Raw genomic sequence first — 16144 nt, 5'->3', positions numbered from 1 at the left:
GAAATGGTTTACTAACAAGCTTCTTGAAAGATATCGCAACAGAACTCTCAGTTACCCGCAAACATCAAAAGCCCCCTTTTCACAGCGATGCCCCCATTTTGCTCCTCAAGTTAGGTTACGTTGCAAATGTCCGATTCCATCTGAGGCAATACAAAACGCAAAAGAGCCAAACTAAATTAGTTGAAAATGATTGGGTTGGAAATGGATCCTGTCCCGGATCAAGTCCGGGATGACGCTCAATAGATCGCAAAGATTTTCTAATTCGCGCGACTACGTCGCACGTTTGGAAAATCAGCGTTCAGGATGACGGCTACAGAAGAGGGTGTCCAAAAGCGCCATTTATGCCCGGGACGGGTATACTTTACTGAATGCACCCTAATCCTTCCCCGTTTTCAACGCCTCCAAAAAAGCACTCTGGGGAATTTCCACATTACCAATATTGCGCATGCGCTTTTTTCCCTTTTTTTGTTTATCGAGCAGCTTGCGCTTACGGGAAACATCACCACCATAGCACTTAGCTGTAACATCCTTGCGCATTGCCGAAACCGTTTCGCGTGCGACAATTTTGCCGCCAATGGCGGCTTGAATGGCAATCTTAAACAGTTGCCGGGGGATTAGCTCTTTTAGACGGCTACAAAGCTCACGTCCTCTAGGCTCAGCGTGACTTCGGTGCACAATGATTGATAGCGCATCCACTGGCTCGCCATTGATCAAAATTGCCAGTTTGACCAGATCCCCTTCCCGGTAATTTTCCATTTGATAGTCAAAGCTCGCATAGCCCCTGCTGACTGACTTAAGTCGATCATAAAAATCAAACACGATCTCATTTAGCGGTAACTTGTAGACCACCATGGCCCTTGAGCCCACGTAGGTAAGCTCCACCTGCTCACCCCGGCGTTCAGTGCACAGTGAGAGCACACTACCCAAATAGTCATCCGGCACCATAATGGTGGCCTTAATCCAGGGCTCTTCGATAAAATTGATTTTCACAACATCTGGCATATCAACCGGATTGTGCATCTCTTTGATTTCACCGTTGTTCATATGGATTTTATAGACCACACTGGGAGCCGTTGTGACCAAGTCCAAATCAAATTCACGCTCCAGGCGCTCTTGAACGATCTCCAAGTGCAACAAGCCTAAAAATCCACAGCGAAACCCTAAGCCAAGGGCAGCAGAAGTTTCAGCCTCATAATGAAAGCTGGCATCATTCAAATGCAAACGTTCAAGGCTTTGTCTAAGGTGATCAAATTCACCAGCATCCACTGGAAAAAGCCCGCAAAACACCACCGGAATGCTGGGTTTAAACCCTGGTAGTGGTTCAGCTGCAAGCCGTTTTTCTTCCGTGATGGTGTCACCCACCTGGCAGTCAGAGACTGACTTAATGCTGGCCGTGATAAAGCCTATCTCACCTGGGCCTAACTGATCAACGGAAATGCGCTTGGGAGTAAATACACCCACCTGATCCACTTGATAAGTTGCCCCCTTTGCCATCATCCGGATCTTCATGTTTTTCTTCAGCACCCCATCCTTGATGCGCACCAATATGATCACACCCAAATAAGAATCATACCAGCTATCCACAAGCATAGCTTTTAAGGGCACATCTAACTTGCCTTTAGGCGCAGGAAGTCGGCGGACTAGTGCCTCAAGAACAGCAGCAACGCCCAGTCCTGTCTTAGCAGAGATAAGCAACGCATCACTGGCATCAAGGCCTATAACCTCTTCAATCTGAGCTTTGATGCGTTCAGGATCAGCTGCTGGCAAATCTACCTTATTCAACACTGGAATTATCTCATGATTGTTATCAAGAGCCAGGTAGACATTTGCCAGGGTTTGCGCTTCTACTCCTTGGCTAGCATCAACCACCAACAACGAACCCTCACATGCCGCTAGTGAACGGCTGACTTCGTAGGCAAAATCCACGTGACCGGGAGTGTCCATCAGATTAAGATAATAAGTTTCGCCGTCTTCAGCTTTGTATGTCAGGCGTACGGTTTGTGCTTTAATGGTAATGCCGCGCTCACGCTCGATGTCCATAGAATCCAACATCTGCGCTTGCAATTCACGTTTTTCAATGCCACCGCACACCTCAATTAGTCGGTCTGCAAGAGTCGATTTACCATGATCAATATGGGCAACAATCGAAAAATTACGTATACGCTCGAGAGGAATCATTGTTTTAAAGGGTCACCTTGTAGAGTACTACTTTCAACAGGTTAACGGAGTTGGTGCAAGAAATCCAGTAAAACCAACACGGCCGTCGTACCGGAAACGGATACGGTGTGTGCTGAGATATGTGCTCGTTTACACTGACTGCCGTTCAGGAAACAGAGGTTTTGATTTCACTTCGGGATAACATCGCCAACGATGTTAGGTGCCAATGGAGTTACCCACGCAACTCTCCCCCTACAGCACTAGCAACTTGCGCTACGATTTTATCGCACACGGCTGCAATTTCCGCATCGGTCAAAGTCGCTTGCTGCGGTTCAAGCCGCACCGACAACGCCAGAGATTTTTTACCCTCTGGAACACCCTTGCCTTGGTAGAGATCAAACAGTGTGACATCAGTAATCAACTTTGACTCAGCCTTACGTACGGCTTTGATTACATCACCCGCTGCAATGTCTTGATCAACAACAAAGGCAAAGTCACGCTCCACCGGCTGATAGGGCGACATCACCAACTTTTTACCCCCCCTACCTTTACCTTGGCCCTTACTGGGCAAATTTTGCAGCATCACTTCAAACCCCACCATGGGACCCTGCGCCTCCATAGATTTCAATGTGGCTGGATGCAATTCACCAAAATACGCCAGGGTGTTTTTTGGCCCCAAACACAAAGTACCGCATCGTCCAGAATGATACCAATTTGGAGCCTTAGAGACGATCTGCACCTTGTCCACATTGATGCCACACGCTTTTAGCGCCTCCAATGCATCAGACTTGGCATCATATACATCAACTGGGCGTACTGGATATTGCCAATGCCGCCGGTGATTTTCACCTGAGCGCACACCTGCTACTATCCACTGTTGCCCGTCAGGGGTTGTATTATAAAATTGCGGTCCGATTTCAAATAATGCTGTGTTAGCACGGCCTTGATTATGGTTACGCTGGCAGGCATCAATCAAATTTGGCAATAGAGAAGGCCGCATGTCGGAAAGATCAGCACTAATTGGATTGATGAGTTTAAGCTCAGCGCTACCGCCACCAAACAACTTGGCTCGATCCTCTTGCAAAAATGACCAGGTGAGTGCTTCATTCATGCCGTGGCTCGCGAGCGCTCGGCGCACCGCCCAACTGCGGTGGCGTCGCTTGGATCCTACTTTATCCACCTGTGTTGTGTGACCTGGTTTAGGCAGAGGAATGCTGTGAATATCATTATATCCATGAATGCGCACTACCTCTTCAACCAGATCTGCTTCAATGGCCACGTCATGCCGCCAAGTAGGCACTGCAATATTCCACTTTTCAAAATTTTCCCTATCAAGGCCAAAGCCTAGTTTGGATAAAATTTCAGCAATTTCAGCCTTAGGCACATCAATACCCACCAGTTCCTTAACACGATCTGGTCTAAAAGCAACAGACACTGGTGCCTTAGGCAGAGATCCAGCAATTTCGATTTCACTGACTTCACCGCCACAATGCTCAAGAATAAATGCAGTGGCTTTTTCCATCGCTGGGATCACTTGGTTTGCATCCACGCCACGCTCAAAGCGATATCGCGAATCAGTGAGGATATTCAGCTTACGTCCAGTCATGGTAATGGAAAGCGCGTCAAACACAGCTGATTCGACAAATACGTTGGTGGTCTCTAATGTGCAACCAGACTCTTCGCCTCCGATCACCCCAGCGACTGAATGCGCTTGTTGCCGGTCGGCTACTACAATCATCGAATCATCCAAGTTATATTCTTTGTCATCCAAGGCCTGGATCTTTTCACCTGTCTTGGCAAAGCGAATATTTAGATTGCCAGAGAGCTTATCAGCGTCAAACACGTGCATCGGGCGCCCCAGATCGTAGGCAAGATAGTTGGTAACATCTACCAATGCTGAGATAGGCCGCAAGCCAATGGCGCGCAGGCGGTGTTGCAACCAATCAGGGCTGGGACAATTTTTAACGCCGCAAATCAGCCGTCCAGCAAACATCGTGCAAACGTCTGTGGTTATTGGATCAATCTCAACCAGGATGTCGCTCTTAAATTGACCAGCAATCTCAGGAATTTGCAGTGTTTTTAAAGTTCCCAAACCTGATACGGCCAAATCTCGAGCTAAACCATAGGCCCCAAGACAATCACCACGGTTGGGGGTAATTTCAATGTCAATAACCGGATCATCAATTCCCAAATACTGGGCGAAAGGCGCACCAACAGGAGCATCGGCATCGAGCTCCATAATGCCACCATCTGATTGCTCGGCCAGGCCCAACTCAAAGGTTGAACACAACATACCCTGACTTTCCACATCACGAATTTTTCCAAGCTTAAGGGCTTTGCCAGTGGCTGGAATCACCGCACCAATGGGAGCCAATACCGCCTTCATGCCAGTGTGCGCATTGGGAGCCCCACAGACAATTTCTAACGTCTGCTTGCCAGTCTTAACCTGGCAAACTTTTAATCGATCCGCGTTGGGATGAGGGCCCGCTTGGATAACTTCAGCTACACTAAAGTCCTTAAAGGCCCTTCCTGGATGGGTTACATCGTCCACCACTAAGCCCAACATAGAAAGGCGCTCGGTAATTTCTTCTAAGCTCGCTTCGGTTTCAAGATAATCTTTGAGCCAAGATAAAGTAATTTTCATTAGATTGTATCTCCGCTTAGAGCGTTAACAACTGAAAAACCATAGTGGTGCAGCCAACGATTGTCTGACTCATAAAATGCACGCAAATCGGGAATGCCGTATTTGAGCATCGCCATGCGCTCGATCCCAGTACCAAAAGCAAAACCCTGGTGCTGGCTTGAGTCAATGCCACAGTTTTCCAAAACATTCGGGTGTACCATGCCGCACCCCAAAATCTCTAGCCAATCATCCCCTGCGCCAATCTTAAACTCACCACCTTTGCGCGAGCAGCCAATATCCATCTCAGCCGATGGCTCGGTAAAAGGAAAAAACGCTGGCCGAAAGCGTGCTGGTAGATCATCAACACCAAAAAAGCGCCGACAAAACTCAACCAAGCAGCCTTTTAAATGCCCCATATGAATGCCTTCATCAATTAAGAGTCCTTCAACCTGATGAAAATTAGGCGTGTGAGTGGGATCTGAGTCACTTCGATATGTCCTTCCAGGTGCGATAATCCAAACCGGTGGTTTGGTCTTTCGAAGTGTGCGAATCTGTACCGGTGAGGTGTGCGTACGTAACACTACTGACATTCCGTCTTCCCTTGGCGGTAAATAAAACGTATCGGCCTCTTGTCTTGCCGGGTGCTCTGGGGCAATATTCAGAGCAGTAAAATTGTGTTCATCGTCTTCGATGTCCGGCCCTTCAGCCACAGAAAAGCCCATCTCCTTAAATATGGTTACAATTTCATAAAGGGCTTGAGTAAAGGGGTGAATGCTGCCAACTGTGGCAGGACGAGCCTCTAATGTCACATCCACTTTTTCCTGTGCCAGGCGAACCTCAAGTGCTGCTGCTTCCAGTTGCTTCCTTTTGGTATCCAAGCTTTGAGTAATTGATTCTCGTAGATTATTAAGGGCTTGACCTTGCTGTTTGCGTTGATCGGGAGCTAGCTTGCCTAGCCCTTTCAAAAGCAACGAAATGCTGCCCTGCTTACCAAGTGCTGCCACCCGCACCGACTCTAATGATTGCAAGTCACTGGCGGCATTAATGTTTTCAGTGAGTTCACTGTGTAATACGGCGAGATCGTCCATGTCGTCTTTAACCACTCTAACTTGTGCCTGCTTAAAGCTTAGAATATAACAGGAAATGTAGTAAAGAAAAAGTGTGCCTATTCTCCCAAGCTCCTTAACCGGTATACCTGCTGGAAATAGGGGCAGTCCTGCAAGAGCTATGAAATTGCCAAAAAAATGTGCCTTGGCACTTGAATGATACGACATAGAGAAGTACCATGGTTTTGCTCCGTTGTTTCACCTGATGGGTGAAGAGTTTTTTGTTTCAAAATCATCTTACACCATTGGGGTTATTGAGGTAACGGAGCATTTAAATTTTTTTGATGAACAATCCTGATTTTTCGGCAGGCTTTGAGTACCTTGGATTAAAACCTCAATAACGTTTATGGAAGCACATCATGGAAATAGCTTTACAGCAATACCAACACTTTTTAATCGTTGATCTTGAGGCAACTTGTTGCAATAAAGGATCCATTCCAAAATATGAAATGGAAACCATAGAAATTGGCGCCGTGATTATAGAAGCAACCAAACTTATTGCCATCAATGAATTTTCGATTTTTATTAGGCCTGTTCGGCATAAAATACTAACCCCATTTTGCACAAAATTGACAACAATCACCCAACAAGATGTTGACGGTGCATTGACGTACCCCAATGCGATATCAATATTCAAAGAATGGCTGTATCAATATGAGAATTTTTTGTTCTGCTCATGGGGTGACTATGACAACACTCAGCTACAGCGAGATAGTGATTTCCATCAAGTTCCTTTTCCTATTGGTGCACCACATGTTAATATTAAAAAGCTTTTCTCCTCCACGCAAGGCTTGCGAAAAAAATATGGAATGACAAAGGCATTAAAGGCAGCAAAACTAGAACTACAGGGCACACACCACCGCGGTATTGATGATGCAAGAAATATGGGACGATTAATGCCCTATATCCTAGGGCGCAAGCCCCTACCTAGTAATCATTCTAGCGAAATTGCAGAGGTTAAAAATATCCGTACTGAATAAAAACGCTGAGGATACCCATGAAAACACACCCCACCTTCCACAACCTACACATCTTGGATCATCCGCTGATCCAGCACAAACTGACTCTAATGCGCAAACAAGAAACCGAGCCCGGAATCTTCCGTCAACTGTTGCGAGAAATCAGCCTGCTGATGGGATATGAGGTCACGCGTCAACTATCAGTGCAGCAAACCCAGATTGAAACGCCCTTGATGCCCATGCAGGCTCCACAAATTTCCGATCCAGAAATGGTGGTGGTGCCGATCTTGAGAGCAGGTCTTGGGATGTCTGAAGGGCTTGTACAACTAATTCCCACTGCCAGACAAGGTCACATTGGTTTATACCGTAAAGCGGATACCAAAAAACCTGTGGAATATTTAGTCAAACTTCCAGATGCCAATGATCATGTCTTTATCTTGGTAGATCCTATGCTGGCAACCGGAAATACCGCCTGCTATGCCCTGGATACTTTGATCAAACACGGCGTAGCAAGAACAAAAATCCTGTTCATGGCACTTGTTGCAGCTCCTGAGGGCATCGCCAATATAAGTCAAAACTATGGAGATGTTCCGATTTACCTGGCCTCCCTTGATCAGGGGTTGGATAAAAACTCTTATGTAATCCCAGGCATTGGCGATGTAGGAGACCGTTTGTTTGGAACGCTTTAGGACACAGCGGCTTACCTATCATTGAACTATACCGAAGTGAAATCAAAACCTCTGTTTCCTGATACGCTCAAAGTGCTCATTTACACTACCTGAGTTTTGGATAAGAGGTACTTTGATCCGTCTTGGCCGTTATACCCATCAAACGCCATATTAAAATAAGAGGGGCATCCCATTCCTAGGACCCATAATTCAAAGTATACTTTGAAGAACGGGACAAAGGTAAGGTGAGTAGAGCGCCGGGACGTCGCAAGGCGACCTTATCCAAGGCTTGAGCGCAGTGAGGGGAAACTTTCACGCTGCGTTCTTATAGTAGGAGAGACCAGAGATGGTCCCTCCTTATCAAACAAGTAGAGGGTCGTTGATTCTAGTTTAGGACTATCTATAGTAACTCGTAACCGACCTTACTTTTTTTACCGCAGCTTCACCGCATTTTTTTTTCGCATTTTCTTCAATGTCTTTAAAAGAGTCTTTAAAAGAAAATTCTTCTGTCTGCTTATTCCATCTTTTGGGTTCTGTAAATTGCATTCGTTCAGCAATTTTAAATTTTGTCAAAGCTTTGGCGCAGATTCTTCTTCCTTTACCAGATTTTATATTAATTCCCCAAACCAAACTAAGGTCTTCCACTGCAATAATGTCGCTAGTTTCCACAAATCCCTCCCAAATTTTATCGGTAATGCCTAATTTCTTCAACTGTTTTTTTAATAGCCGATTTTCAATCTCATCCCCAATAACATTATTTTGCAACAAAAAAGGTGATAGCATGATGGCTATCAAAAAAGAAGCTGCTCTATAAAACATTTTATTAAACATTTATCAGTCCTCCAATGAAATAATTGTTGCCTACACTTACTAAGTTACACAAATAAATTTAATTTATTATTAATTATCTCACTACCGGACATTTTTTGTCTCTCCCGCATAAATAGCCATCTCTGAAAGTGGTGGCATTAGATTGGCCACCAACATTATTGCTGCTTCCTTTGTTTGCACAAAATATTTTCTTAAAGCATCAAATCCTCGTCTGAAAGTTGAGTAAGCTGGTGCACTAACCGTTGACTTATACTGGGTTGGGTTGGCTTTTTCTTCTTGCCTGCCGATAAGGAATGAAATTGCCAAAGCGAAGACAAGCACTGCAAACAACTTTTCAACCCTTTATGATGTCCTTATGATGTCCTTATGATGTCCTTAAGGTGTGTATCCTCAAGATTGAACCCGTTTCGCTTGCAGTGAGCGAACATCAGTTCAATGTTCCACCTTCGGGAGTACCTATCCAACCTCAACTCCCGGAAATTGTAACTAGGAACTTTCATTTATTGCCATAATCCCTTTAAGAACAAGGCATTCTCACCATCAAAGGAGTTAGTCTTTCTAAAAAACATAGTTATAAATGCGGTATATAACTATGTTTCTAAGAAAAATTTTGCTTTTTGGGCAACAGCATTATATGCAAGACCAGAAGTCTGGATCAAGTCAACCTGGCAGAGCCAGGTTGACTTGATTCAGAACGCACTTACAGCTAAAAATGCACGGGACTGGGTTAGCCGTAAAGATGAAATTGGCAGATCGGATGGATATTGCAGGTAGAGCGGATTAAAAAATCCATGACATGGGCATAAGAACTATCAGGAAACAGAGGTTTTTACTTCTTTTTGGATTGCCATTGTGAGGCATATTCCCTTTCTATTAATATAAGCGGCTTTTTTTGATCTGCGTTTGTAGTTTTTTTGTCATAGGTTGCCTGTTCCGACTTACAAGCTGCCATTAGTTTATCGTAGGCCTCATTTGGTGTATCCCCATAAAAGCTCATTTTTAAATCTCCTACAAAATGGGCAATCCACCTGCCATTATCAGCAATGTGTAAAGTAACTACTTCGCCGTCAAAATTTTGCATAAATAATCTCTTTTTCTCTCTAATCTTGCGACCATGATCACCAATTTTACCTTAAAAATCAAGAAATTTCACTAACTCCAAGTGTTGAGAGCCACGTAATGTAGATACTACGGTTCTATCGCATCTGTTGCCGTCCCGTAAAGATTGAGGCAACACACTACTTCTCGGAGCAAGCTACAAGGAATTTATATGAAAGTCGAGATGGAAATTTTAGATTGAAGCCCGTTTCCCAAAATCCCTAGCTTTAACCTACAGAAAACGTTACAACATAACTCATGTGCGGACTTACCGGATTCATCAACCCCAAATCTACTACAAACAACGATGCTGAGTTGCGTCAGCGCGTGCATGCGATGACGACAACCATTGCCCATCGGGGACCTGACGGGCATAGTTACTGGGTTGATGCGCAAAATGGCGTGGCCTTAGGGCACCGCCGTCTTGCCATTATTGATCTTTCAGAACATGGACGGCAACCGATGCTATCCCACTCAGGCCAATACGTTCTAAGCTATAACGGTGAAATTTATAACTTTCAGGAATTGCGCGATCAGCTATTAGCAAAGGGCGCTGGTCCATTTCACGGCCATAGTGACACGGAAGTCATCCTTGAGGCCTTTGCCGTTTGGGGCATTGAAAAAGCTCTGTCTAAATTTGTCGGCATGTTTGCCCTGGCCCTTTGGGATCGGAAAAATCAAAGTCTGGTTTTGGCTAGAGATCGCCTTGGCATTAAACCATTGTACTGGGGACACGTTGATAATGGCCTATTTTTATTTGGATCTGAGTTAAAAGCACTTCGAGTACATCCAAATTGCTCACCTAGGGTCAACAAGCAAGCACTTGCCCTGATGATGCGGCACGGATACGTACCTGCCCCCTACTCTATCTATCAAGATATTCAACATCTAGCTCCCGGACATATGTTGCACTTTGATCTTAAACAGCAAACCGCAAAAATCAGCTGCTATTGGAATGCCTTGCAAGTTGCACAAGACGGCATTAATTCCAGAGATAATTTTTCGCTTTCTGATGCAGAGGCCACAGATCAACTCGAGCATCTCCTCAAACAAGCGGTCAAGTGCCGGATGATCTCTGACGTTCCTTTAGGGGCTTTTCTCTCAGGCGGCATTGATAGCTCGGCAGTGGTAGCCTTGATGCAAACCCAAAGCTCGCAGCCTACTAAAACCTTTTCAATTGGCTTTGCAGAAGCAGGTTACAATGAAGCGCACCATGCTAAAGAGGTAGCACGCCATCTAAAGACCGACCATACTGAGCTTTATGTTACACCTGACCAAGCTTTAGATGTTATTCCCAAACTTGCTCAGATGTATGATGAGCCTTTCGCAGATGCGTCACAAATACCCACACATCTGGTGTCGCAATTGGCACGACAGCATGTCACTGTCAGCCTTTCCGGTGATGGTGGTGATGAGTTGTTTGCTGGCTATAACCGCTACCTGCTAGCCAATAACATTTGGAGTAAAGTCAACGCTTTGCCCAGTTTTGCTCGCAAAAGTATCGCTGGCACCATTGGTTTGCTTACCCCGCACACTTGGAATCGCATCGGTTGCATGCTCCCTTTTACGCCTGATTTGTTTGGCGATAAATTGCACAAGTTCAAACCTCTCTTGACCAAACCCTCAGAAGAGTCACTCTATCTACAGTTGATCAGCCAATGGCACACGAATGAAGATATTGTACGCCATACTGGACAGATCCCCTCTGCTTTAGAAAGTGTGGACATGCCAACCCTCATGGATCGCATGCAGTACTGGGACTTAATGACATATCTGCCCAGCGACATCCTACCCAAGGTAGATCGTGCCAGCATGGCGGTTTCGCTAGAAGCTCGCGTCCCCCTACTTGACCATCGCGTGGTTGAGTTTGCTTGGAGTCTACCACAACATATGAAAATCCGCGGTGGCAAGAGCAAATGGTTGCTGCGCCAGGTCTTAGATCGCTACGTCCCCTCTTCGCTTATTGACCGACCCAAGATGGGTTTTGGCGTTCCCATTGATACATGGCTCAAAGGCCCTCTGCGCGATTGGGCTGAGGATCTATTGGATGAAAATCACTTGATACAAGAGGGAATTTTTAACCCAGCTTTGATTCGAGAAAAATGGCAGCAGCACCTAAAGGGCAGCCAGAACTGGCAGTATCCATTATGGGTGGTGTTAATGTTCCAGGCGTGGCGACGGGAGTGGCAGCAAGATGTTCAACCCAGCTGGCAAACTAATTTTTCTAGTCAATCTTCATGAAGTTTCGGAGTTGAACTCCGAGATTTCATGATACACTGACGCAATGACGTGTTATTTCTCCAAAAGAGCCAAACTGCATGATTGAACGAGTAAAATACCAACAGAAAATTGGTCAACTTTTTGGCATCCACAATGCTGTTGCGATACTTGGGCCACGTCAATGCGGTAAAACAACGCTGGCGCATGAGTATGCAAGGCAGGTTGCCGGCACAAAAGAGATACACGTCTTTGATCTGGAAAACCCTTTACACGTTGAGCAACTGCAAAATCCGCAAGCCACATTGAAACCGCTATCAGGCCTTATTGTCATTGATGAAATTCAGTACCTACCAAACCTGTTTCCGATTTTACGTGTCCTGATTGATGACCCTAGCCTGGAACAGCAATATCTTATCCTTGGAAGTGCATCTCGCGATCTTATCCGACAATCTTCGGAAACACTTGCCGGACGTATTGCTTACATTGAGCTGCATCCTTTTGGAATTGATGAGATTTCCGATTGGGAAAAATTATTTGTGCTGGGTGGATTTCCTAAATCCTATCTTGCATCCACAAACGAGTTAAGTTGGCAATGGCGTGAAAACTACGTTCGTACGTACCTGGAACGTGATATTCCTAATCTTGGCTTTTCTGTCCCTCCAGCAACCATGCGGCGTTTTTGGATGATGCTGGCCCATTATCATGGGCAGATTTTTAATGCCAGCGAAATTGGGCGTTCGCTTGGTCAAAGCGATAAAACCATCAAACAATATCTAGATATTCTAGCTGGTACTTTTATGGTACGGGTTTTACAACCCTGGTTTGAAAATATTGGTAAACGACAGGTCAAGCGTCCAAAGATCTATTTTACCGATAGCGGCCTGTATCACTACCTCATTAATACAATTGATCTTAAAACTTTGCGCAGGCACCCCAAGCTTGGGGCTTCTTGGGAGGGATTTGCCCTCGAACAAGTTATCCGAGCTTATGATTTTTCATCCGAAAATTGCTTTTTTTGGAGCACACATGGACAAGCAGAAATTGACCTTCTTGTCTTCGACAAAGGGCGGCGCTTGGGATTTGAATTCAAATACACGGATGTACCCAAAGCAACTGCCTCAGTCTATAACAGCCTTGAAGCACTGCAATTAGATCAAGTCCAAATTGTCTACCCTGGAGATAGGTCTTTTAATCTAGCCCCAAAAATTAAGGCCGTTTCTCTTATGAGCTTGGCCAATTCAGCTGCATAATATCCAACTCATTGCTATAGGCACCTGCAGGTCAGAAGGTAAAATTCGACTTTTTAATTCGAGCCACGAGTATAGCACATTTTCACTGGAGACTGTTCACTGAACTGCTGGGGTTTTTAGAATTTTTCTCTGGAGTTTGTAACGATTAAAATGTAGATTAACTCCATAAACTTTTTTGATATTAAGGCTCTTTGCTTGTCTCTCTTTCAGAACAATAAGCACCCCATTCACGCATGACAGTGTCAACTGCCTCTCTAAAGCAGGCTTTGCCGCAGTACCTATTGGCAACGATCTCAGCATTTTTGTCAAAAACACCAACTTTGATGATCTTGTTCGGCGGTTTTTTTGTCATGGATGCCACAAATTTTGGACGATTTACGATTTTAATGTTGCTGTCCAACTTGGTTGCCGTAATCACATCATGCGGTGGTGACTTGTGGCTGAATCGCTTTACAAAGCACAATAGTAAACGTTTTAAAAATGCCCCAACTGTTACACGTGCCTATTTAAAAACTAGCTTGGGCATTGGCGTCGTAGTCGGTGCTGCTGTGCTTTTGATTCAACTGACTTCGCTTGAGATATTAAAAACTCCTCCAATTTTACTTGTTCTTGCGTTGATTTACGGAATACAAACAGGCTGGTTGGAAACCATCTCGGCCATTATTCGCTCAAGTAATCGTATCAGCCTTTTCTTTGTGCTACGCGATTTTGCAACATCACTGCTGCTAGTACTTGGCCTTGTGGTAACTGATCTAAAAACGGTTAAGCAATTTTTCTTCATGGCCAATGGACTTTATCTGATGATTATCTTCGGCCTCTCGATCTTTCTTTTTGCAAACCACAAAACCTACCTGCCCCGTACGAGGAAAAGGAATATACCATCTACAACTCTATTGTTACATACTTTAAACCTTACCCTCAACAACCTCATTGCACGGCTTGCCAATAACTTTGACGTTTTCCTCCTTGCTTTTATACTCCCCGTGTCAGTTGTTGGTCAATATCGATTGTGCTCAGCCATTGCCAACGGTTTTATTGTGGTCCAACACTTTGCCTACCTTGCTCTTCCTTGGCAAATGCAGCAATCAAGTGCTTACCTTTCTGATCAGCAAAGCACAAGAGAAGTTAACAATCGTCAACATCTGCTCGCGTTGAGTGGATTACTGGTAATAGCCACGCTCTTTTTTGTCATGAATTTTATGAGCGAAATGCTCCATATAAATTCTAAAATGAGCATTTACCGATATATGCTCTTACCCCTGGCCATGTTTCGCTATTGTGATGTTTTATGGGGACCTCAGCATGAAATTCTGATCACAAACAACAAAATCCACCAGGAAATTCTAATTCACGGCGTCATGCTAGTGTCTGGCATAATCTTATTCGGACTTTGTTCCCTTTTTGCAACGAACCTTCAAGCCGCAATGCTCAGTCTGGGTGGCGCTAATCTTATTGCGCAAATCTTAAAGCGATGGGCTTTAAGGCAGCAAAAATCCAACGTGCCCTTGCCGAATACCTTGCTGCCTTGTGCACTTACATTAGTGACATTCTTGTACGTTGCTGTTTTCCTGTAAGGGTGGATCGTGCTTTGAAACAGTTCACTCAATTCACACCAACTGCCAAGCTGATCGCCGCAACAGCTCTACTCATCAGCCTACAAATCTATTGGACCCCAACTTTTGGTCAAATCAGTATCCGATTTTGCCTAGCTGATGTAGTGCTTGCGCTCCTTGCTGTGCCAATCCTTATCAGCCTGGTTCATAGCGAAGAACGAACATCCTGCAAAAATCACGCTTTCCTTTTGTGTTGGATTTCGGTTTTTTCACTGTGGCTCCTCTTCTGCTTCATACGCTCCTATCTAAATTTGAGGGCCATCGATCCATGGGCAATGAAAAAATTTCTTGGCTGGTGTATGTGCCTTGGGTATGCCTTAGCAGGTTATTGGATCGGGCAACAAACCGAATACATAAAAACAAAAAGCCTCAAAGCTTTGCTCACTACCCACAGTGTCGTTATCTTATGTTGTTTGCTGGCAAAACTGCTCGGATACCAAAGTTCGACCTGGATTTATGGGTGGCGTTTGGGGGCATTTTTTCAAAATCCCAACGCCTTTGGCCTCTTTTGTGTCACCGCAATTATTATCACATTGTCTTTTGCAAAATTTTCTGTCATCGTGCACCACTGTCTTATCATACTTTCAACGCTGGGAATTTTATATTCACATTCTCGAACAGCTGTGCTCCTTCTCTTCTTTATTCTCCTCACGCAAAAATGGTGGCGGCAAAAAATCTCAATACCAGCCGGCATTATTGTGGGTTGTTTAATCTTCGGATTTGGATATGCGCTCCCTGAATCTTTACCACTGCATTTTGCTCCTGCATATTCAGATTTTGTAAACAGATACCACACCAATTTCATCGATCATGGAGCATGGGATCGAATCCAATCCAGCCTAAAGGGACTGAAAATGTGGCAAGCGCAACCTCTTACCGGAATCGATTTGGGAGGATTTCTGCAAAAACAAAGGAATTTGGGGGTAAAAGATTTCACTGAACTACACAGTACTTACCTCTGGCTGCTTATAGAAACAGGAGTTATCGGTTTTCTTTTGATGAGCGCCCTATTTGTAACCCTGTGTAAAACCTTTTTCACACGAATTCAAACCATATCCCCCCACATCCTTGCCTTCAGAGGAATCCTGATTACTTTTGCAGTGGCTGCTTTGGTAATGGAGGTGCTGTATCAACGCTATCTTTGGGTATTTTTCGGGCTTGCCCTGGCACACTGTGGTCAATCTGTGACAGTCAAGAGCGTACCTATTAGATCTGATGATATTCTCGATACCAATTTACAAAGTGCGTCAGACCCTGCTCAATATCCGTCTGCGGCCTAAAGCCAAAATCTCGAGTGGTTTCTGCAATATCGGCAATGGTTTCTTTCACATCACCTGGTTGCATGGGCTCGAACCTCAGCTTGGCTTTTTTTCCTACAGCTTGTTCAAGCACCTCAATAAACCGCATGAGTTCTTCTGATTTATCATTGCCGATGTTGTAGAGTCGGTGCTTGGGAGCACTTGCAGGCGGGTTTTCGAGACAATCAATTGTGCCTGCAACAATATCATCGATATAAGTAAAATTACGGCGCATTTTGCCATGATTAAAGACTGGCAATTCTTGGTCTTCAAGGATGGCTTTGGTAAAAATAAACGCCGACATATCCGGACGGCCCCAAG

General features: G+C 44.8%; 14 protein-coding genes. 7 read left to right on the top strand and 7 right to left on the bottom strand.

The features are described from left to right. A partial coding sequence (locus ABFQ95_04115; protein ID MEN8236711.1) for a hypothetical protein occupies positions 1–233 on the top strand: 233 nt, incomplete at its 5' end. A gap of 142 nt (positions 234–375) precedes the next feature. On the opposite strand, the gene lepA is transcribed toward ABFQ95_04115, so the two are convergent. The 3 genes from lepA to pheS form a co-directional block, all read right to left on the bottom strand. After that, positions 376–2178, bottom strand: coding sequence for a translation elongation factor 4 (gene lepA, locus ABFQ95_04110; GenBank protein MEN8236710.1), 1803 nt, complete (start codon positions 2176–2178; stop codon positions 376–378). A gap of 211 nt (positions 2179–2389) precedes the next feature. Further along, positions 2390–4801, bottom strand: coding sequence for a phenylalanine--tRNA ligase subunit beta (pheT, locus tag ABFQ95_04105; GenBank protein ID MEN8236709.1), 2412 nt, complete (start codon positions 4799–4801; stop codon positions 2390–2392). Beyond that, positions 4801–5868 carry a phenylalanine--tRNA ligase subunit alpha gene (pheS, locus tag ABFQ95_04100; GenBank protein MEN8236708.1) on the bottom strand — a complete coding sequence of 356 codons (1068 nt, stop codon included), beginning with the start codon at positions 5866–5868 and terminating at the stop codon, positions 4801–4803. Before pheS ends, pheT begins: the two co-directional genes overlap by 1 nt. Before the next feature lie 377 nt (positions 5869–6245). On the opposite strand from pheS, the gene ABFQ95_04095 reads away from it, so the two are divergent. Then, positions 6246–6866, top strand: a complete 621-nt coding sequence (locus ABFQ95_04095) for a 3'-5' exonuclease (GenBank protein ID MEN8236707.1) — start codon at positions 6246–6248, stop codon at positions 6864–6866. A gap of 17 nt (positions 6867–6883) precedes the next feature. Further along, positions 6884–7534 carry a uracil phosphoribosyltransferase gene (gene upp / locus ABFQ95_04090; protein ID MEN8236706.1) on the top strand — a complete coding sequence of 217 codons (651 nt, stop codon included), beginning with the start codon at positions 6884–6886 and terminating at the stop codon, positions 7532–7534. A gap of 375 nt (positions 7535–7909) precedes the next feature. Here the strand turns inward: upp and ABFQ95_04085 are convergent, their stop codons facing one another. The 3 genes from ABFQ95_04085 to ABFQ95_04075 form a co-directional block, all read right to left on the bottom strand. Further along, complete coding sequence (locus tag ABFQ95_04085) at positions 7910–8344, bottom strand: hypothetical protein (protein ID MEN8236705.1); 435 nt, start codon at positions 8342–8344, stop codon at positions 7910–7912. 81 nt (positions 8345–8425) lie between these two features. After that, positions 8426–8665 carry a hypothetical protein gene (locus ABFQ95_04080; GenBank protein ID MEN8236704.1) on the bottom strand — a complete coding sequence of 80 codons (240 nt, stop codon included), beginning with the start codon at positions 8663–8665 and terminating at the stop codon, positions 8426–8428. 508 nt (positions 8666–9173) lie between these two features. After that, positions 9174–9425: a hypothetical protein gene (locus ABFQ95_04075; protein ID MEN8236703.1), complete on the bottom strand. Its 252-nt coding sequence runs from the start codon at positions 9423–9425 to the stop codon at positions 9174–9176. 275 nt (positions 9426–9700) lie between these two features. Between ABFQ95_04075 and asnB the strand changes: the two genes are divergently transcribed. The 4 genes from asnB (at position 9701) to ABFQ95_04055 (ending at position 15805) form a co-directional block, all read left to right on the top strand. Further along, entirely contained in the window at positions 9701–11683 is a 1983-nt protein-coding gene (asnB, locus tag ABFQ95_04070) for an asparagine synthase (glutamine-hydrolyzing) (protein MEN8236702.1), read from the top strand. Between the two features lie 77 nt (positions 11684–11760). Further along, positions 11761–12912, top strand: coding sequence for an ATP-binding protein (locus tag ABFQ95_04065; protein ID MEN8236701.1), 1152 nt, complete (start codon positions 11761–11763; stop codon positions 12910–12912). A 233-nt stretch (positions 12913–13145) separates the two neighbouring features. Continuing rightward, positions 13146–14486, top strand: a complete 1341-nt coding sequence (locus tag ABFQ95_04060) for a hypothetical protein (protein MEN8236700.1) — start codon at positions 13146–13148, stop codon at positions 14484–14486. Positions 14487–14800: 314 nt separating this feature from the next. After that, positions 14801–15805 carry an O-antigen ligase family protein gene (locus ABFQ95_04055; GenBank protein ID MEN8236699.1) on the top strand — a complete coding sequence of 335 codons (1005 nt, stop codon included), beginning with the start codon at positions 14801–14803 and terminating at the stop codon, positions 15803–15805. Here the strand turns inward: ABFQ95_04055 and ABFQ95_04050 are convergent. Further along, a partial coding sequence (locus ABFQ95_04050; protein MEN8236698.1) for an NAD-dependent epimerase/dehydratase family protein occupies positions 15732–16144 on the bottom strand: 413 nt, incomplete at its 5' end. The genes ABFQ95_04055 and ABFQ95_04050 overlap by 74 nt on opposite strands.

Source organism: Pseudomonadota bacterium, from assembly GCA_039714795.1.
GTDB lineage: Bacteria > Pseudomonadota > Alphaproteobacteria > JAGOMX01 > JAGOMX01 > JBDLIP01.
This window is presented reverse-complemented; position numbering and strand designations above follow the sequence as displayed.

Coding starts and splice junctions, on each gene's coding strand:
- lepA (MEN8236710.1), bottom strand. CDS start 2,178: ATGATTCCTCTCGAGCGTATACGTAATTTTTCGATTGTTGCCCATATT.
- pheT (MEN8236709.1), bottom strand. CDS start 4,801: ATGAAAATTACTTTATCTTGGCTCAAAGATTATCTTGAAACCGAAGCG.
- pheS (MEN8236708.1), bottom strand. CDS start 5,868: ATGGACGATCTCGCCGTATTACACAGTGAACTCACTGAAAACATTAAT.
- ABFQ95_04095 (MEN8236707.1), top strand. CDS start 6,246: ATGGAAATAGCTTTACAGCAATACCAACACTTTTTAATCGTTGATCTT.
- upp (MEN8236706.1), top strand. CDS start 6,884: ATGAAAACACACCCCACCTTCCACAACCTACACATCTTGGATCATCCG.
- ABFQ95_04085 (MEN8236705.1), bottom strand. CDS start 8,344: ATGTTTAATAAAATGTTTTATAGAGCAGCTTCTTTTTTGATAGCCATC.
- ABFQ95_04075 (MEN8236703.1), bottom strand. CDS start 9,425: ATGCAAAATTTTGACGGCGAAGTAGTTACTTTACACATTGCTGATAAT.
- asnB (MEN8236702.1), top strand. CDS start 9,701: ATGTGCGGACTTACCGGATTCATCAACCCCAAATCTACTACAAACAAC.
- ABFQ95_04065 (MEN8236701.1), top strand. CDS start 11,761: ATGATTGAACGAGTAAAATACCAACAGAAAATTGGTCAACTTTTTGGC.
- ABFQ95_04060 (MEN8236700.1), top strand. CDS start 13,146: ATGACAGTGTCAACTGCCTCTCTAAAGCAGGCTTTGCCGCAGTACCTA.
- ABFQ95_04055 (MEN8236699.1), top strand. CDS start 14,801: ATGAAAAAATTTCTTGGCTGGTGTATGTGCCTTGGGTATGCCTTAGCA.